Origin of the sequence: Streptomyces sp. NPDC048171, assembly GCF_043202655.1 — a bacterium.
Lineage (GTDB): Bacteria > Actinomycetota > Actinomycetes > Streptomycetales > Streptomycetaceae > Streptomyces.
In genome coordinates this window covers 418,802-436,208 of sequence record NZ_JBIDAU010000007.1, presented here as the reverse complement: position 1 = coordinate 436,208, position 17,407 = coordinate 418,802, and the positions used below count along the sequence as shown (strand labels likewise).

Annotated in this window: 18 protein-coding genes; 6 read left to right on the top strand and 12 right to left on the bottom strand. The window is 74.1% G+C overall.

Features of this window, described 5'->3' with window-relative positions; genetic code table 11:
- Positions 1–7 precede the first annotated feature (7 nt).
- The 6 genes from ACGF3J_RS22120 to ACGF3J_RS22095 all read right to left on the bottom strand — a co-directional run bounded on the left by ACGF3J_RS22120 (position 8) and on the right by ACGF3J_RS22095 (position 4,679).
- Entirely contained in the window at positions 8–751 is a 744-nt protein-coding gene (locus ACGF3J_RS22120; RefSeq protein ID WP_161332277.1) for a GntR family transcriptional regulator, read from the bottom strand.
- A 195-nt stretch (positions 752–946) separates the two neighbouring features.
- Positions 947–1,915 (bottom strand): acetylxylan esterase, encoded by a 969-nt coding sequence (locus ACGF3J_RS22115; protein WP_161332276.1) that lies wholly within the window; start codon positions 1,913–1,915, stop codon positions 947–949.
- A 96-nt stretch (positions 1,916–2,011) separates the two neighbouring features.
- Positions 2,012–2,596, bottom strand: coding sequence for a hypothetical protein (locus ACGF3J_RS22110; protein ID WP_161332275.1), 585 nt, complete (start codon positions 2,594–2,596; stop codon positions 2,012–2,014).
- A 161-nt stretch (positions 2,597–2,757) separates the two neighbouring features.
- Positions 2,758–3,534, bottom strand: coding sequence for a ferredoxin reductase (locus ACGF3J_RS22105; RefSeq protein ID WP_346346318.1), 777 nt, complete (start codon positions 3,532–3,534; stop codon positions 2,758–2,760).
- The gene (locus tag ACGF3J_RS22100) at positions 3,527–4,132 is read right to left on the bottom strand and encodes a sulfite oxidase-like oxidoreductase (protein WP_161332274.1); all 606 of its coding nucleotides are present in this window, start codon (positions 4,130–4,132) and stop codon (positions 3,527–3,529) included. Before ACGF3J_RS22100 ends, ACGF3J_RS22105 begins: the two co-directional genes overlap by 8 nt.
- A 64-nt stretch (positions 4,133–4,196) precedes the next feature.
- A complete protein-coding gene (locus ACGF3J_RS22095) occupies positions 4,197–4,679 on the bottom strand; it encodes a MarR family winged helix-turn-helix transcriptional regulator (protein WP_161332290.1) in 483 nt (160 codons plus the stop codon).
- 220 nt (positions 4,680–4,899) lie between these two features.
- Here ACGF3J_RS22095 and ACGF3J_RS22090 point away from each other — a divergent pair, with 220 nt between their 5' ends.
- Positions 4,900–5,739, top strand: a complete 840-nt coding sequence (locus tag ACGF3J_RS22090; RefSeq protein ID WP_393854512.1) for a putative protein N(5)-glutamine methyltransferase — start codon at positions 4,900–4,902, stop codon at positions 5,737–5,739.
- Between the two features lie 54 nt (positions 5,740–5,793).
- On the opposite strand, the gene ACGF3J_RS22085 is transcribed toward ACGF3J_RS22090, so the two are convergent.
- Positions 5,794–7,872 carry a SpoIIE family protein phosphatase gene (locus ACGF3J_RS22085; RefSeq protein WP_161328467.1) on the bottom strand — a complete coding sequence of 693 codons (2,079 nt, stop codon included), beginning with the start codon at positions 7,870–7,872 and terminating at the stop codon, positions 5,794–5,796.
- A gap of 255 nt (positions 7,873–8,127) precedes the next feature.
- On the opposite strand from ACGF3J_RS22085, the gene ACGF3J_RS22080 reads away from it, so the two are divergent.
- From ACGF3J_RS22080 to ACGF3J_RS22065, 4 genes are all read left to right on the top strand, one after another.
- Complete coding sequence (locus ACGF3J_RS22080; RefSeq protein WP_161329733.1) at positions 8,128–9,021, top strand: hypothetical protein; 894 nt, start codon at positions 8,128–8,130, stop codon at positions 9,019–9,021.
- 56 nt (positions 9,022–9,077) lie between these two features.
- Entirely contained in the window at positions 9,078–9,449 is a 372-nt protein-coding gene (locus tag ACGF3J_RS22075; RefSeq protein WP_161329734.1) for a hypothetical protein, read from the top strand.
- Between the two features lie 119 nt (positions 9,450–9,568).
- On the top strand, positions 9,569–11,584 hold the full coding sequence (locus tag ACGF3J_RS22070) for an NADPH-dependent 2,4-dienoyl-CoA reductase (RefSeq protein ID WP_161329735.1): 2,016 nt from the start codon (positions 9,569–9,571) through the stop codon (positions 11,582–11,584).
- 40 nt (positions 11,585–11,624) lie between these two features.
- Positions 11,625–12,188: a PadR family transcriptional regulator gene (locus ACGF3J_RS22065; RefSeq protein ID WP_161329736.1), complete on the top strand. Its 564-nt coding sequence runs from the start codon at positions 11,625–11,627 to the stop codon at positions 12,186–12,188.
- Between the two features lie 3 nt (positions 12,189–12,191).
- Here the strand turns inward: ACGF3J_RS22065 and ACGF3J_RS22060 are convergent, their stop codons facing one another.
- Both ACGF3J_RS22060 and ACGF3J_RS22055 read right to left on the bottom strand, forming a co-directional pair.
- On the bottom strand, positions 12,192–12,743 hold the full coding sequence (locus tag ACGF3J_RS22060) for a hypothetical protein (RefSeq protein ID WP_161329737.1): 552 nt from the start codon (positions 12,741–12,743) through the stop codon (positions 12,192–12,194).
- A 162-nt stretch (positions 12,744–12,905) separates the two neighbouring features.
- Complete coding sequence (locus ACGF3J_RS22055) at positions 12,906–13,922, bottom strand: fibronectin type III domain-containing protein (RefSeq protein WP_393854511.1); 1,017 nt, start codon at positions 13,920–13,922, stop codon at positions 12,906–12,908.
- 384 nt (positions 13,923–14,306) lie between these two features.
- On the opposite strand from ACGF3J_RS22055, the gene ACGF3J_RS22050 reads away from it, so the two are divergent.
- Entirely contained in the window at positions 14,307–15,158 is an 852-nt protein-coding gene (locus tag ACGF3J_RS22050) for a glycoside hydrolase family 75 protein (RefSeq protein ID WP_393854510.1), read from the top strand.
- Positions 15,159–15,235: 77 nt separating this feature from the next.
- On the opposite strand, the gene ACGF3J_RS22045 is transcribed toward ACGF3J_RS22050, so the two are convergent.
- Genes ACGF3J_RS22045 through dhaK form a run of 3 tightly spaced genes read right to left on the bottom strand, consistent with a single transcriptional unit; the run spans position 15,236 to position 17,280 of the window.
- Positions 15,236–15,646 (bottom strand): PTS fructose transporter subunit IIA, encoded by a 411-nt coding sequence (locus tag ACGF3J_RS22045; protein WP_161328780.1) that lies wholly within the window; start codon positions 15,644–15,646, stop codon positions 15,236–15,238.
- The gene (dhaL, locus tag ACGF3J_RS22040) at positions 15,639–16,238 is read right to left on the bottom strand and encodes a dihydroxyacetone kinase subunit DhaL (protein ID WP_122614602.1); all 600 of its coding nucleotides are present in this window, start codon (positions 16,236–16,238) and stop codon (positions 15,639–15,641) included. The genes ACGF3J_RS22045 and dhaL overlap by 8 nt, the downstream gene beginning before the upstream one ends.
- A gap of 49 nt (positions 16,239–16,287) precedes the next feature.
- Positions 16,288–17,280 carry a dihydroxyacetone kinase subunit DhaK gene (gene dhaK / locus ACGF3J_RS22035; RefSeq protein WP_161328781.1) on the bottom strand — a complete coding sequence of 331 codons (993 nt, stop codon included), beginning with the start codon at positions 17,278–17,280 and terminating at the stop codon, positions 16,288–16,290.
- Positions 17,281–17,407 lie beyond the last annotated feature (127 nt).

Genomic DNA, 17,407 nt, shown 5'->3' with positions numbered 1-17,407 from the left:
GCGGGGTTCACCCCGCGGCCGGCAGCGTGAACTCGTAGACCAGGGCGTCCTGTCGGGCGTCCACCAGAAGCTCCGTGATCTCCAGCGGCCGGTCGTGCTGGTCGTGCACCCGGCGCACCACCCGGACCGAGGCCGCGTCCGTGAGCGGCGTGATGGTGTCCCGGTGGTGCAGGGTCAGGCCCGCCCTGCGCATCCAGTCGTAGGCCCGCCGCAACTGGGCCGAGGCGACGCCGTCGGCACGGTCGCGGTAGCGGGCCAGCTCCTCGACCTCGGCGAGCGCGACGGCCGAGAACGAGGTCACGGCCGTCCGCCGCCCGCTTCCGTCGGCGGTCGCCGACGCGTACCGGTGCACCAGCGTCGGACGGCCCGGCACCAGCCCCAGCGCCGCGGCGTGCTCGGGCGGCGGCGCCTCCCAGGTGACGGTGGCGCGGTCGCCGGTGCGGGGCTCGGCCGGACGGGCGCCCACCGGGAAGGCGAGCGGCGCCGGACTCCCGGCCGGCGGTCCCGGCAGGGCGGCGTGACTGCCCCGGCGGTCGGTGGTCAGCAGACCGTCCCGGCGCAGCACGTCCAGGGCCTGCCGGACGGTCTCCCGGCTCACGCCGAAGTGTTCCGCCAGCCGGCGCTCGCCGGGCAGTCGTTCGCCCGGCGGGACGCTGCCGTCGTGCAGTTCGCCGAGCAGTCGTGCCGCCACCCGCCAGTACAGCGGCCGGTCGTCGGCGAGAGGGTCGTCGTGCGGGGTGGTGCGGTCCATGCCGCGCCTCCTGAGGGTGACGTACGGTAGCCGTGCGGGCTCGGTGCGCCACCAGGAGTACCACTGGTCTAAACCAGCAGGGAAGGCCGGTCCGCCGGTTCGGCCGAAACATCACCCGCGCCCCCGGCGGCGTACGGCCTCCGCCGCGACCGCCGTGTCCGAAACCGCGCCGTCCGCACCCGGGACCGCGGCGGCTCAGGTGTACGAGCGCAGCCAGCGCACCTTGGCGGCCTGCTGGAACGGTCCGCCGCCCTCGTGGTCGTTGAAGTCGTACACCTCGATCGCCTTGTCCTCGTGCGCCCAGGCGTTGAAGGCCGCGAAGACGGTCGACGGGGGGCAGGTCTGGTCCTCCAGCGCCGCCGAGAACAGCGCCGGCGCCCGGCCCCGCGCCGCGAAGTGCACGCCGTCGAAGTAGGACAGCGTGCGCAGCGCGTCCTCGGTCCGGCCGCGGTGCGTCTTCAGGTACAGGCCGACCTCGCGGTAGGGATGCCGGTCGGTGATCGTGGTCGCGCGCGGGAAGTCGCACAGGAACGGCACGTCCGGGGCGACCGCCACCAGGTCGGGCACCAGGCCGCCCACCGCGAGCGATATCCCGCCGCCCTGGCTCCCGCCGAGCGCGACCGTGCGTGCCGGGTCGGTCAGCGGGTGGGAACGGGCCGCCTCGACGGCGCGCACGGCGTCGGTGAAGACCCGGCGGTAGTAGTAGTTCTCGGGGGCGTCCAGGCCACGGGTCAGGAAGCCCGGGTACGCGGGTGCGCCGCCCACCGGGTCCGCGGTGCCGCCACCGCCGCCCCAGCCGCTGCCCTGGCCCCGGGTGTCCATCACGAAGTGGGCCCGGCCCGTGGACGCCCACAGCAGGTGCTCGTGCGGCAGCCCGCGCCCGCCGCCGTACCCGACGAACTCCACGACCAGCGGGAGCGGTTCGTCCGCCGCGGCCGGCAGCGTCAGCCAGCCCTTCACCGGGTGACCGCCGAACCCGGCGAACGTCACGTCGTACACCCGCACCGTGGACAGGCCCGTGTCGACCGGCTCGAAGCGTGCGTCCACGTCGTGCTCGCGGGCCTCCCGGAGCGTCTTGGTCCAGAACGCGTCGAAGTCCTGCGGCTCAGCCGACGCGCTCCGGTACGCCCGCAGTTCGTCGAGCGGAAGATCGAACAGGGCCATCGGGAACCGCCTTTGCGGGAGCACGTGCCGGACGTACGGATGATCACACCGTACGTGAGGTGCCGGGAGGCGGACCAGGTCGCGGGCGGGAGGCCGTCAGGCCCCGCGGTGCGTCCACTGGGGTTCGGTGCGGGCCCAGTCGCGGTCCCACTCGTTCATCCGGCGCCTGAGGGCCACCCCGCGCACCGCGCGGTGCAGCAGCAGCACCGTGAGGCCGGTGCCGATCGCGGTGAAGGAGCCCACGGTGGCGCTGTGCTGCCAGATCTGGGAGCCGTCCGACGGCGGCGGCACGCTCCGCCCCCGCGCGTCCAGCCACACGTCGACCCGGTCACCGCGCCGGGCGTCGGCCGGGACCCGCGCCGTGGTGCTCCGCTCCGTACCGTCCGGCGTGCTCCAGCGGACAGTCGTGCGGTACGAGTGCTGCCCGTCTAGCTGGGCGGACGGCAGGGTGCCGCCGGTGTCGCCGGCCACCTCGGCGCTCACGCGCTGCCGGTCCGCCCGCTGCTCCGCGACGATCGCCTTCGCCTGGCCGTAGCCCCACCAGGCGGTGGCCGCTCCGAGCAGGGGGGCGCCCACGAACAGCAGCAGGGCGACGGCCAGCAGGGTCCAGGACTCGACGACGTCCGACCGGCGGCGCAGCGGATTGTGCCGCCAGCGCCAGCCGCGCACCCGGGTTCGCATGTCGACCTCCCCGCGATCACCGCGACCCGAAGGCGGACGGACGGCCATGACGGGCGGAAGCCCCCGCGCCTCGAGGTCGCGCCAGTGTGCGAGTGCCCGTACTGGACAGGTACCCAGTCCGGCGGGCCTCGCCCACCCTCGCGGCGAAGTTCCGCCCCGGGTCAGCCGAAGCGCTCGATCCGGATGCGCTCCACCGGCTGACCCCCGGCCACCAGCAGCCGTGACGCGTGCTCGGCGAACGAGTTCGACCCGCACACGTAGGCCTCCCAGCCCCCGGCGGGCGGCTCGGACAGCAGCGGGGCCAGGTGCGCGGCGGTCAGCCGGCCCACGGGCGTCCCGGCCGGGGCGCTCCGGGTGAAGACGGGGGTGGTCTCCGGGCCGAACTCGTCCGCGTAGATCAACTCCCCGGGGCCGCGCGCGGACACCAGCATCCGCAGCGGCACCGTCAGCCCCCGCGCCCGGTGGTGCCGGACCATGGACATCAGCGGAACGACGCCGGAGCCCGCGCCCAGCAGCAGGGCGGGACGGTCGCCCGGCCAGGCGAAGAAGCCGCTCAGCGGGCCGCGCACCTCGATCCGGTCGCCGGGCCGCGCCACCGTGTGGAACCAGCCCGACACCTCCCCTTCCGACACGTGGTCGAGGGTCAGCTCGATGTGCCCGGAGCCGTCCGGCGCGGACGCCAGCGAGTAGTGACGCTGGGCCACGTACCCGTCCTCGGCGGTGAGCCGGACCATCAGGTGCTGGCCCGGCAGATGGCCCGCCCAGCCGGGCACCGCGAACCGGAAGGTGGACGCGCGGGGGGTCTCGCGGCGGATCTCCGTGAGCGTGGCCGGCTGCCAGGTGGCGGCCACCAGGCCGTTCACCTCGATACGTCCGGGCACGGCGAACCGCGTGGGGGGCGTGTGGGCCCCCGCCGTGTGGGTGGCCGTCTCAGTCACCGGAGTACCGCTGCTCCTCCCAGGGGTTGCCGCGCGCGTGGTAGCCGTTCTGCTCCCAGAAGCCCGGCCGGTCGTGGTCGAGCAGCTCGAGGCCCGCGAGCCACTTCACGCTCTTCCAGAAGTACAGGTGCGGCACCACCAGCCGCACCGGGCCGCCGTGCTCGGGGGCGAGCGGGCGCCCCTCGTACTCCCAGGCGATCCAGGCCCGGCCGCCGGTCAGGTCGGCCAGCGGCAGGTTCGCGGTGTAGCCGGTGTGCGCGTAGGCGACGGCGTGTGTGGCGGACGGCAGCGGACGGACCGCCTCCAGGAAGGCGTCCAGGGACACGCCCCCGAACCGCACGCCGAACTTCGACCAGCCGGTCACGCAGTGGATGTCGCCCTCGTACGCCGAGGCGGGCAGCCGGCGCGCCCCGGCCAGGTCCCAGGTGCGCTCCTCGGCCACGAGACCGCCGACCCGGAAGGTCCAGTCGGCGGGTGCGAGGTCGGGCGTGACCTCGGCGGACAGCACGGGCCAGTCGTCGCCCGCGTCGTACTGGCCGGGCGGCAGCCCCGGCCGGTCGGCGCGCGGGCGCCCGGCGAAGCCTCGGGTGGTGTTCATGCGGTGGGGCCTTTCGGGCCGCTGCGGGAGGTGCTCGCGGCCTGCGTGATCAGTGCGTACGCCGTCAACGGTACGTGCCCGCCGGCGTTCCCCGGTCCGGGTCCTCGCCCCGCGGACCACCCCGCCACGCGTTGTACCGCTCCAGATACGCGGCGAAGCGGATCAGGTCCTCGTCGGGCCAGTCGGCGAGCCGCTCCCGGAAGGCCGCCCGGCGGCTCTCGGTGACCTGCGCCAGGATGCGCCGCCCGGCCCGCGTCAGGTGCAGGACCTGCACACGCTGGTCCTCGGGGTCCGGACGCCGCTCGATCAGCCCGGCCCGCTCCAGCGCGGACACCTGGCGGCTGACCGTGGACTTGTCGAGGGCGTAGTGGGCCGCCAGGTCGGTGGCCCGGCAGCCGTCCCGCTCCTCGAGGTGGCCGAGGAGGGTGTACGACACCAGCGACAGCTCCGGATGCATACGCCCCGCCGAGGCGCGGGCGCGGCGGGCGAAGGCCGTCATCTCGCGCTGCACGGTCTCCACGGCCGCGTCCGCCGCGGTACCGGGCATCTCGGCAGCCGTCACAGGTCCTCCCTCGCATCGCTGGTTGCAGAGTACAACTTGCGGTACTGTGACCGTCGGCCGCGGATCGTCCCGGCCGCCGGACACCTGGGAGGTGAGACCCATTACTGCTGTGTCGACCCGGGTGCTCTCCCCTCACGGCAGCACGGTCACCGCCAACGGCTGACCGCGAGAGCGCCCTTCGGTTCCCGAAAGGCTCTCGGCTTCCATGGCCTCGTCCCCTCCCGCACGCCCCTCGCTCTCCGCTTCCTCGCCTTCCCCCCTGCCCTCCGCGCCCTGTCCGTCGCGCGACTCCGTCGTCGCCGCGCTCCGCACCGCGGGCTGCGTCTTCGCCGAGGACGAGGCGGCGCTGCTGATGGCCGCCGCCCGCACCGCCGGGGAACTCACCGCCCTGATCGACCGCCGGGTCTCCGGGCTGCCCCTTGAACTCGTCCTCGGCTGGGCCGAGTTCCGCGGTCTGCGGGTCGCCGTCGCCCCCGGCGTCTTCGTCCCCCGCCGCCGCACCGAGTTCCTCGTCGACGAGGCCCTCGCCCACGCGCCGCACGCGTCCGTCGTCGTGGACCTGTGCTGCGGCTCCGGCGCCGTCGGCGCGGCCCTGGCCGCCGCCCTGGACCGGCCCGAGGTGCACGCCGCCGACGTCGACCCCGCCGCCGTGCGCTGCGCCCGCGGCAACCTCGCCGACGCGGGCGGCCGGGTGTACGCCGGTGACCTGTTCGACGCGCTGCCCGAGGTCCTGCGAGGCCGCGTGGACATCCTTGCGGCCAACGTGCCCTACGTCCCCAGCGCCGAGGTGGCCCTGCTGCCGGCCGAGGCCCGCGACCACGAACCGCTGGTCGCCCTCGACGGGGGCGCCGACGGACTCGACGTACTGCGCCGCGTCGCGGCCGAGGCGCCCCGCTGGCTGGCGCCCGGCGGCTGCCTCTTGGTCGAGACGAGCGAGGCCCAGACGCCCGCCGCGGTCGCCGCCTTCACCCGCGCCGGAATGACGACCCGCGTCGCGGTCTCGGAGGAGCTGTACGCCCATGTGGTGACGGGCGTACGGGACTAGCGCGGTACGGCACCGCCTGGGCCCTGTCGTCAGACTCCCGTCTGACGACAGGACCTAGGCGGGCGGCGTGGCGCGGGCGATCAGCAGGGCCACGTCGTCGGAGTTCTCCGGCTCGTGCAGGGTGCGCAGGAGCTGGTCGCAGACCTCCTCCAGGGGACGGTCCGGGCCGTCCAGCAGGGCCAGGAGGGCGTTCAGCCGCTCGTCCAGGGGGTGCCGGCGGGTCTCGACGAGGCCGTCGGTGTACAGCACCAGCCGGTCGCCGGGCTCCAGGGCGACGGCGGTCGTGGAGAACGGGACGCCGCCCACCCCGAGCGGCACCCCGGTGGGCAGGTCCAGCAGCTCCGGTGGGTGCCCGGCCCGCAGCCGCACCGGCGGCAGGTGCCCCGCGTTGGCGATCAGGCAGCGCCTCTCGTGCGGGTCGTGCACGGCGTAGACGCAGGTCGCGATGGCCTGGTCCAGGCCCGCCGTGGTGCGGTCCAGGTGCTCCATGAGCAGCGCGGGATCCAGGTCGAGGGCGGCCAGGGTGTTCGTCGCGGTCCGCAGCCGCCCCATCGAGGCCGCCGCCGCGATGCCGCTGCCCATCACGTCCCCCACCACGAGCGCGGTCTTGCACCCCTCCAGCTCGATCACGTCGAACCAGTCGCCGCCGACCTCGCTGGTGGCCCCGGCCGGCTGGTAGCGCGAGGCGACCTCCAGGCCACCGGTCACCGGCGGATGGCTCGGCAGCAGGCTGCGCTGGAGGGTCAGGGCGGTGGTGCGGGCGTTCTGGTACCAGCGGGCGTTGTCGATCTGCAGCGCGGCCCGCGCGGCCAGTTCCTTGGCCAGCAGCAGGTCGTCCTTGCCGAACGGGAGCGGGTTGGCGGTCCGCTTCAGGTCCAGGGCGCCGAGCACCTCGCCCCGCGCGATCAGCGGGACGGCCAGGTACGAGTGCACGCCCGCCCGGCGCAGCAGCTCCGCCGCCTCCGGTGAACGGGCGATGCGCTCCAGGTCCTTCCCGGTCACCCGGGGCACCCACACCGGCCGCCCGCTGCGTACGCACTCGGTGACCAGACGGTCCGGTCCGTACCGGGCCACCTGGCCGGGCCGGTCGGCCGCCGTGAGCGCGTCGGGGGCGTCGTCCGCGTGCACGGCCAGCGCCCTCATCACGGCGGGTTCGGCCGGGCCCAGGTTGCTGCGCCGGCCCTCCACCACGGCCTGGAGGAGATCCACGGCGGCGACGTCGGCGAGGCCGGGCACGGCCACGTCGGCCAGCTCGTGCGCGGTGCGGTCCAGTTCCAGCGTGGTGCCGATCCGGGCGGAGGCGTCCGCCACCGAGGCCAGCCGGCGCCGCGCGGCCTCGGCCTCGGCGCTCACCCGGTACTGCTCGGTGACGTCCACGACCGAGACGGCCACGCCCAGGACCGTGCCCAGCGCGTCGTCCAGCCGGTACAGCGAGACGGACCAGGCGTGGTCCTCGTCCGGGTCGGCGGGCGTCCGCCCGGTGGTGGGCTTGTCGATCACCGGCTGCCCGGTCTCCAGCACCTCTCGCGCCGCGGCCTCCATCCGGGCCGCGTCCACCTGCGGCAGCAGCTCGTGAGTCCTCCGGCCGATGTGGTCGTCGGCCGGGATGCCGTTGATCCGTTCGAGGGCCGGGTTGACCGAGACGTACCGCAGGTCGGTGTCCAGCACCGCCAGTCCGACCGGTGACTGTGTGATCACCCGTGAGGACAGCGCCAGGTCGCGCTCCAGCCGCCGCACCGTCGACTGGTCGGCCGCGAGCCCCAGCGCGTAGACGTCGCCGCGGTCGTCCAGCAGGCGCATGTTGCGGAACTCCACCAGCCGGGTGCCGCCGTCCTTGTGCCGGACCGGGAAGGCACCGGCCCAGCTGCGGCCGGTCCGCATGACGTCGGAGAACAGCTTGACGACCAGGTCGAGGTGGCGTTCGTGGACCATGATGCGGGCGGCGTACTGTCCCAGCGCCTCCTGCGCGGAGTATCCGAACAGCTCCTCCGCCTGCGGACTCCACAGCACGATCCGGCCCTCGTCGTCCAGCACGATCGAGGCCACGCTGAGCAGGTCGAGCAGTCCGCTGGGCCGCACGGGGCCGCGCGGCGACGCGTCGCCCTCGAACCCGGCAGACCCGGATGTACTCATCCCACGCCCCGCCTTCACCGTTCCGCGCGGCACGCCTTCCTGATGCCGACTCCCTTGTTCTACCGCGTTCCGCCGCGCACAGGGCCGATTCCGAGCGGCTCCGCGGACTTCTTCCAGCATCTCCCGGCCCGGCGGTGACCGCCGCACGAAGGCGACCGGAGTTGGTCTGTACATGCCCGGACGGGCGGTCCAGACTGTGCGCCGAACGCGCACGCCCCGTCCTTGCCGCCCGCCCCCCCCCACAGAGGAGCCTCCATGCCCCTGCGCGCCCGGCAACGTTGTCGCGCCGTCCTGACCGGACTCGCCGCCCTCGCCCTCTCCGCCGGCCTCGCGGGCCCCGCGGCCGCCGTCGACTCCTTGCCCGAGTCCTCCGCGGCCGACACCTGGACCGAGGTAGGCTCCGACCGCGCCGACCCGCTCACCGAGAGTCAGGGCCTGGCCTCGGTCGAGGTCCCGGCCGGCAGCCCCAACCGCTACACCGGCATCGGCACCATCCCGCTGAGCCTCGGCACCCGCGGCTGGAACCACGTCGGCGACCCCGACGCCTCCTACGACGGCCACTACATCGAGCCGTACCAGCGCGACGACGGCGACACGAAGATGTTCCGCGTACGGGAGCCCGACGGAAGCTGGGCGGAGTACGTGCACACGCTCGGCCCCGGTGAGGCGCGGAACAACTCCTGGTCCGCCGTCTCGCCGGACGGTCAGTGGATGCTCTCCGGAGAGTGGGGCACCATGAACCGGCTGCTGGTCTTCCCGACACCCGGCGTCAACCCGGCCACCTCGCCGTCCGCGAACCTCCCCCAGGCGGCCACCGTGCGTCTGGACCACGCCGTGCGCGACGTCCAGGGCTGCGACTTCCTCGACGCGACCACCCTGCTGTGCTCCTCGGACGACCCGGCGGGCACCCTCTTCGGCATCACCAAGCCCCTGCTGCGGATCGACCTGTCCGCCGCGCCCAACGGCGCCGCGGACGTCACCGGCCACGTCACCGCCCTGCGGCAGCTGCCCCTGCGCAGCGCCTGCTCCGGCGACTTCGAGACGGAGGGCATCGACTACGACCGCCGCACCGGCACCCTGCGCGTGATCGTCGTCTCGCCGGGATTCTGCGTGCTGACCGACAGCAAGACCTACCGCTTCACCCGGTAGTGCCCGGCACCAGGTGGTGCTTTTCTGGTGGTATGGCCGCGAGAGGAGCGATCACCATGGACGCTGAGCGACTGCATCCGGAATCCGTCTCCGTGGAGCTGAGCGGGTGCAGCAAGGAGGACGCCCGGACCGTGTTCGACGCGCTGTGCGCGTGCTACGGGTCGGACCGGCACGCGGGCGACGTGACCCGGGAGTACCACGAGGTCCGCCCGACCGTGTGGCTCGGCACCTTCGACGTGGCCGACGCGCACCGGGGCGAGTGCGACCCCGCCAGGCTCCGGGAGTCCGTGGAGGCCGACGTACAGGGCGGCTACTGGGCGATCGAGAGGTTCCGCACCACCCTTGACTCCCTGTTCACCGTGCGCGACCTGAGCACGGCCTCCGGGGACCAGGAGCGCGAGCTGCACGTACGGCTCGAGAGCCGCTGAGCCGGCCGGGACCCGCCGGTGCGCGGTGTGGTGTGCGCCGCCTCTTTGTGCAACTAGTTGCACAAAGGGGCGGCCTTCCTCTACAACGGAGGCACCACACCCCGCACGGAGGCGCCCCGATGAGCCGCTACCCCCACCTGCTGAGCCCGCTCGACCTGGGCTTCACGACGCTCCCCAACCGGGTCCTGATGGGCTCCATGCACGTCGGCCTGGAGGAGGCGGAGAACGGCTTCGAGCGGATGGCGGCCTTCTACGCCGAGCGGGCCCGCGGGGGAGTGGGCCTGATCGTCACCGGCGGCATCGCCCCCAACGACGAGGGCCGCCCCTACCCGGGCGGTGCCAGGCTCACCACCGAGGACGAGGCCGCGCAGCACCGCGTGGTCACCGACGCCGTGCACCGCGAGGGCGGCCGCATCGCCCTGCAGATCCTGCACTTCGGCCGCTACGCCTACCACGCCGACCTGGTCGCCCCGAGCGCGCTCCAGGCCCCGATCAGCCCGCACCTGCCCCGCGAGCTGACCGACGCCGAGATCGAGCGCACCATCGACGACTACGTCCGCACCGCCCGGCTGGCCCGCGGGGCCGGGTACGACGGCGTCGAGATCATGGGCTCCGAGGGCTATCTGATCAACGAGTTCATCGCCGCGCGGACCAACCACCGCACCGACCGCTGGGGCGGCTCGTACGAGAACCGGACGCGCTTCCCCGTCGAGATCGTCCGCCGGGTGCGCGAGGCGGTCGGCGAGGACTTCATCGTCGTCTACCGCCTGTCCATGCTCGACCTGGTGCCCGGCGGCTCCACCCTCGACGAGGTCGTCACCCTCGCCAAGGCCGTCGAGGCCGCCGGAGCGACCATCATCAACACCGGCATCGGCTGGCACGAGGCCCGCATCCCCACCATCGCCACCTCCGTGCCGCGCGGCGCCTACACCTGGGTGACCAGGCGCCTGATGGGCGAGGTGACGGTGCCGCTCGTCACCACCAACCGCATCAACACCCCCGAGGTCGCCGAGCGGCTGCTCGCCGAGGGCACCGCCGACATGGTCTCGATGGCCCGCCCGATGCTCGCCGACCCCGACTTCGTCGCCAAGGCCGCCGCCGGCCGCCCCGAGGCCATCAACACCTGCATCGGCTGCAACCAGGCATGCCTCGACCACACCTTCAGCGGCCGGATCACCTCCTGCCTGGTCAACCCCCGCGCCTGCCACGAGACCGAGCTGGTCCTCACCCCGACCCGGCGGCGCAAGCGCGTCGCGGTCGTCGGCGCCGGACCCGCCGGGCTCGCCTGCGCGGTCAGCGCGGCCGAACGCGGCCACGAGGTCACCCTCTTCGACGCCGCCGGCGAGATCGGCGGCCAGCTCAACGTGGCCCGCAAGGTCCCCGGCAAGCAGGAGTTCGACGAGACGCTGCGCTACTACCGCGCCCAACTGACCGCGCACGGCGTCGACGTACGCCTCAACACGCGGGTCGCTGCCGACGACCTCACCGGCCACGACGAGGTCGTCGTCGCCACCGGCGTCACGCCCCGCACACCGGACATCCCCGGCATCGACCACCCGAGCGTCGTCGGCTACCTCGACGTGCTCCGCGACGGCGCCCCCGTCGGCGACCGCGTCGCCGTCCTCGGCGCCGGCGGCATCGGCTTCGACGTCGCCGAATACCTCACCGACGGCGGCGACAAGGCGCACGAGGACCCGTCGACGTACTTCCGCCTCTGGGGTGTCGACATGGACTACGCCACCGCCGGTGGCCTCACCGCGCCCGAGCGCCCCGCGCCGCCGCGCGCCGTCCACCTGCTCCAGCGCAAGAGCTCCAAGGTCGGCGCCGGGCTCGGGAAGACCACCGGCTGGATCCACCGCACCGAGCTGAGGCAGCGCGGCGTCACCATGGTCCCGGGCGTGCGCTACGACCGGATCGACGACGCCGGACTGCACGTCACCATCGGTGACGAGTCCACCGTCCTCGAGGTCGACACGGTCGTGCTCTGCACCGGCCAGGAGCCCAGCCGCGGCCTGTACGACGACCTGGTCGCCGCCGGTCGAAGCGCGCACCTCATCGGCGGCGCCGACGTGGCCGCCGAACTGGACGCCAAGCGCGCCATCAAACAGGGCACCGAACTGGCGGCGGCGCTGTAGCGGCCGTCCGGGCGGCCCACGGCATCCCTAGGATGAGCCCATGTCCCTCCCGCACGCGATCCTCACCGCGCTGGTCGAAAAGCCGTCGTCCGGACTGGAGCTGACCCGCCGGTTCGACCGGTCGATCGGCTACTTCTGGTCGGCGACGCATCAGCAGATCTATCGCGAGCTGGGCAAGCTGGAGGGCGAGGGGCTGATCCGCGAGCTGCCCGGGCGGCAGCCGGCCCGCGGGCAGAAGAAGTCCTACGAGGTGCTGCCGGCCGGCCGCGAGGAGCTGGCCCGCTGGACCGCCGTACCCCAGGACCCCAAGCCCCTGCGGGACACGATGCTGCTGCGCCTGCGGGCCGCCGCGGTGGTCGGAACAGCCGGTGTCGAGGAGGACCTGCGCCGCCATCTGGACCTGCACGAGCAGCAGTTGGCGGAGTACCGGGCGATCGAGGAGCGCGACTTCCCGCCCGGCAGGGACAGTGCCGAGGACCGGCTGCGGCACCTGGTGCTGCGGGCCGGCATCGACCTGGAGACCTTCTGGACGGGATGGCTCAGGCACGCGCTGGCGGAGTTCGCCGAGCTGCCAGCCGAGGGGGCCGGGGCTCAGGACCGGTAGGGCTCAGAACCGGTAGGGCTTCGCGCGGCGGCGCAGGAACCAGGCCGCGCCGATGACACCGGCCCCCACCAGCGCGCCGCCTGCCACCAGGGTCGCGGTGCCGTAGTCCTGGATCGCCCCGCCCAGGCCGCCCATGACCCCGCGCGGCGACGCGGACGGCGAGGGTGTGGCCGAGCGGCTCGGGGACGGGGTGGGCGCGCTGGAGACGATGACCGTCTGGGTGCCCGCGGTGCTGTTGTTCGAGCACATGACGATCACCGTGTAGGTGCCCGGCGAGATGCCCGACCAGGCCGCCGACTGCCCGGAACCGGTGCCGGACAGCGCCACTTGGCGCCCCTGCGCGAAGTCGCGCTGGCTGCTGGTGAGCAGCGAGGCGGTGCCCCAACTGCCGTTGAGCTGGGCGCAGGCCGTGGTGGTGACCGACACCGTGGTCCCGGTGGTGCTCACCGAGATGCCCGGCCCCGCGAGAGCCGGCCCGGCGGCCAGGGCGACGGGCAGCGCGGCAGCGGCTGCCACGGTCAGGCCGGAGCGGAGATACGGCGAAGAGATGCGCATGTGGACTGCCCTCCGGCGGCACGGTCGGCGGCACATCCCTTGCGTCGCCGAGATCGGGAACGCCCGTGCTCCCTCAGTGGCAGCCAACAGTGCGGCGGCCGCGCCCGCATGCCGAGCGCGACCGCCCAGGTGACGTGCCGGCCGGCCGGAGCCGCACCGAGGTCAGCCGCCCGCGCCCAGCGTCACCTTCCGTTCCTCCGAGAAGCCGCCCCAGGTGCCGTCGGCCAGCCTGGCCCGGACCCGCACCCGGTGCGTGACACCGGCCTCACGTCCCGCGTAGAAGCTGTACTCGGCCAGGTCGCGCGGGGCTTCGGCGCCGTAGACCAGGGAGGTCGCCGGACGGCCGTCCAGGTGGATCTGGTACTCGGCGACCGGGCCGTCCGTCCGCGGCGGGACCCAGGTCAGGTCGAGGTAGTACGCCCCGTCGGCGAGATGGGAGGCCGCGCGCAGACCGGTGGGCGCGGAGGCGCGGCCGTTGTCGGACCCCGGGGTGGAGAGCCGGACGGCGGCACTGGCGGGGGAGAGGTTGTCGGCGGCGTCCCGCGCCCGCACCGTGAAGGTGTAACGGGTGCCCGGCCGCAGCCCCGTGACCACGGCCGCCGTCTGGGCGCCGCCGACGCTGTGCACCTTCGTGCCGCCCTGGTAGACGTCGTACGACACCACCTTGCGGTCGTCCTTCGCGGCCGACCAGGTGAGCTGCACGGCCCGGGGGCCCGCCGCCCGGCCCTCGGCGCCCTCCGGGCGGGTGGGGGCGGAGGCGTCGGTGACGGCGGCCGGCGTGGTGGCCCGCACCTCCCGGCTGCGCGGCCCGAGCCGCCCGTCGGCGTCGCGCGCCCGCACGGTGAAGGCGTACGCCGTCGAGGGGCGCAGCCGGGTGACGTCCACCATGCGGTCGGACGCCGGTACCTTCTTGACCAACGTGCCGCCGCGGTACACCTCGTAGGTCTCGGCCCTGTCCAGCGCGTTCCACATCACGTGCACGGTCGTCGCACTGCCCGCCTCGGCGGTGACGCCCATGGGCACGCCGGGCAGCCCGCCGTCCTCCCCCTCCCCGCCCGCGCCCGTGCCGCAGGAGGTCAGCAGGACGACCGCGCCGCAGAGCAGCGGCAGGGCGCACCGGCGCAGGAACACGCCGGGGGCGGCGGGAGCGGGGACAGCGGGAGCGGGTACGTCTCGCACGGCTCAGCCTCCGGTGGGGCGTCGGCCCGATTCGATGCGACGGCAATGGTCCGGACCAATATGACGCCCGTGACGCGATCACATCAAGAGGGTCGTCGCCTGGTTGCGTATGCTGAATCACCTCAGGGTCGAACTCCGCGAGAATTCAGGCGTGTTCGGGACCCAGGCGCGGACCGCTGTCGTCGCAGTTCCCGCGCCGGCGCGGGTGGCCGGGCGCGCCGGAAACCGTAACCGGTCCCGGCCCGCCCGCCCCCGGTCGCGCTCCTGGGACGGGCGCGCGGGACCGGGCGTGCACCGTCTGGCCCTGTGAAAGGTGGCCGCGCGGCCGAATCGGGGACAGATGGGAACGAGTGCCCGCCCATGTCCCCCAGGAGAGGCCACATCGTGCGTGTCCAGTCGCTGTCGCTGGTCGCGGCCAGTGCCGCCCTGATCGCTCCCACGACGTTCCCCGACGCTCCGCACCCGCTCCGCGCCGACCTCCCGGCGCGCCTCCTGGCCGACGGCCGGTCCCAGGACGCCCTGGGACGTGCGAACCGGTCCGGAGTCCGGATCGGACCGGTCCCGGACCGCTCGGCCGGGCCGCCCGGGCCCCCGTCCCGGGTCGGGCCGGACCCCGGGGCGGCTGCCCGTCCGAAGGGGGACGGGCGAGAGGCGCCGGTCCGCGCCGCCGACCTGCTGGCCGAGGTGCGCGACTGCACACCCGTCTCGCGCGGGCGCTACCGCAAGGACTCCGGGGCACCGGCGGACATCCCGGTCTGCGGCAAGCGCGATGCCGTGTACTGGAAGGCCGACCTGGACGTCGACTGCGACGGGGTGCCCGGCGACCGGTGCAACAGCGGCAGTGACCCGCACTTCAGCCCCGCCACCGCGTTCACCCGGTCGGACGGCCGCCCGCTGGACGCCGAACGCCTGCCCTACGTCGTGGTGCCCGAGCCGAGCGACATCTGGGACCACCGCGCGGACGACGTGCGCGGCGGATCGCTCGCCGCCCTCGTCCACGGGGACCGGGTGCGGTACGCGGTCGTCGGCGACGTCGGCCCGCGCGACCTCATCGGCGAGGCGTCCTACGCCGCCGCGGAGGCGCTCGGCGTCCCGGCCGACCCGCACGGCGGCGGTGCGGCGTCCGACGTGACGTACATCGTCTTCAAGGGCAGCGAGGTCGAGCCCATCGAAGACCGGGAGGCCGCGGAGAAGGAGGGGGAGCGGCTGGTGCGGAAGTTCATGGCCGACGACTGAGACCGGGACGACCGAGGGCCGCGCCGCCGCGCACCGAGGCGGCCGGGCTCACCCGGCCGCCCCGGAGCAGGCCCTGCCTAGGCCTTCCGGTAGGAGTACGCCTCGGCGGCGGCCGCCTCCACGGCCGCCAGGTCGGCGCCCGTCGAGGCCGTCACCACGGCGGCCACCGCGCCCTCGACGAACGGCGCGTCCACCAGACGGGTGTGGGCCGGGAGTTCGTCGCCCTCGGCGAGCAGCGCCTTGACCGTGAGCACCGCGCTGCCGAGGTCGGTGAGGACGGCGACGCCCGCACCCCGGTCCACGGACGCGGCGGCCGCCGACACCAGCTCGGAGCTGGTGCCGAACTCGCCGGACGCGGTCCCGCCCGCCGGGGCCACGGGGACGGCCGCGCCACCGCCCGACAGTGCCTTGGCCAGCTCCGCCACGGACGCGGCGACCGCGGCGCTGTGCGACACCAGCACGATCCCGACCAGCTTCTCCTCACTCACCGGCCGCCTCCTGGAGTGCCGCGACGAGCAGTGCCGCCGAGGTGGCACCGGGATCCTGGTGCCCGATGCTGCGCTCGCCGAGGTAGCTCGCCCTGCCCTTGCGGGCCTGCAACGGTGTGGTCGCCTCGGCCCCCTCCTCGGCCGCCGTGCGCGCCGCGGCGAACGAGTCACCGAGGGCGTCCACGGCGGGCACCAGGGCGTCGATCATCGTCTTGTCGCCCGGCGCGGCACCCCCGAGCGTCATGACGGCGTCCACGCCCGTCCGGAACGCCTCCGCCAACTGCTCCCGGCTGACCTCGGGCGCGTCCCCGAGTGACTTGCCGGTACGGCGCAGCAGCGTCCCGTACAACGGCCCCGAGGCGCCGCCGACTGTGGAGATGAGCCGGCGCCCGGCGAGGATCAGGACCGCGCCGGGAGTGTCCGGCGCCTCCTTCTCCAGCGCGGCCGCCACGTCCCTGAACCCCCGCTGGAGGTTGCTGCCGTGGTCGGCGTCGCCGATGGGAGAGTCGAGGGCGGTGAGCCGTTCCGCCTCGCGGTCGACGGACGCGGTGGTGACCGTCATCCAGCGGCGGAAGAAGTCGGCGTCGAGCACGGTGTCTCCTTGCCTGGTAGGTACGTTGCGATGCCTTCCCCGTCCACCGTCACATGCCCCACCTCAGTCCGGGGGTACTCACCGGCGCGTCCCACAGCCCGAGCAGCTCCTCGTCGATCTCGCACAGGGTGACGGAGGCGCCCGCCATGTCGAGCGAGGTGACGTAGTTGCCGACGAGCGTACGGGCGACGGCGACCCCGCGCCCGCGGAGGATGCGCTGCACCTCGGCGTTGAAGCCGTACAGCTCGAGGAGCGGCGTCGCGCCCATGCCGTTGACCAGTACGAGGACCGGGTTGCGCGGAGCGAGGTCGGTGAGGACCGCGTCCACGGCGGCCTCGGCGATCTCGCCCGAGGTCATCATGGGACGCCGCTCACGGCCGGGCTCCCCGTGGATGCCGATGCCCAGTTCCAGTTCACCCGCCGGGAGGTCGAAGGTGGGGGAACCCTTGGCGGGCGTGGTGACGGCGCTGAGCGCGAAGCCGAAGCTGCGGGAGCTGTCGTTGACCCGCCGGGCGAGCGATTCCACCTGCTCCAGCGGGCGTCCCTCCTGCGCGGCGGCCCCGGCGATCTTCTCCACGAACAGCGTCGCCCCCGTGCCGCGCCGCCCGGCCGTGTAGAGACTGTCCGTCACCGCGACGTCGTCGTTGACCAGCACCTTCGCGACCTGGATGCCCTCGTCCTCGGCCAGCTCGGCGGCCATGTCGAAGTTGAGCACGTCACCGGTGTAGTTCTTGACGACGAACAACACCCCGGCCCCGCTGTCCACAGCCGCCGCGGCCCGCACCATCTGGTCCGGCACCGGCGAGGTGAACACCTCACCCGGACAGGCCGCCGCGAGCATCCCGGGCCCCACGAACCCGCCGTGCAGCGGCTCGTGCCCGGACCCGCCCCCCGACACCAACGCCACCTGCCCGGCCACGGGCGCGTCCCGCCGCACGATCACACGGTTCTCGACATCCACGGCCAGCTCGGGATGGGCGGCCGCCATACCGCGCAACGCGTCCGCGACCACGGTCTCGGGGACGTTGATGAGCATCTTCACGGGTATCTCCTAAGTTGATTAGCAGACAGGCCTGCGACCTGCGTTTTCGCTGGTCAGAATGGAAGTGCGGGTTTCGTGATCTTGGCGCTCCATGACGGTCGTCGGCGGGTTCCGGCGGTTACTGATG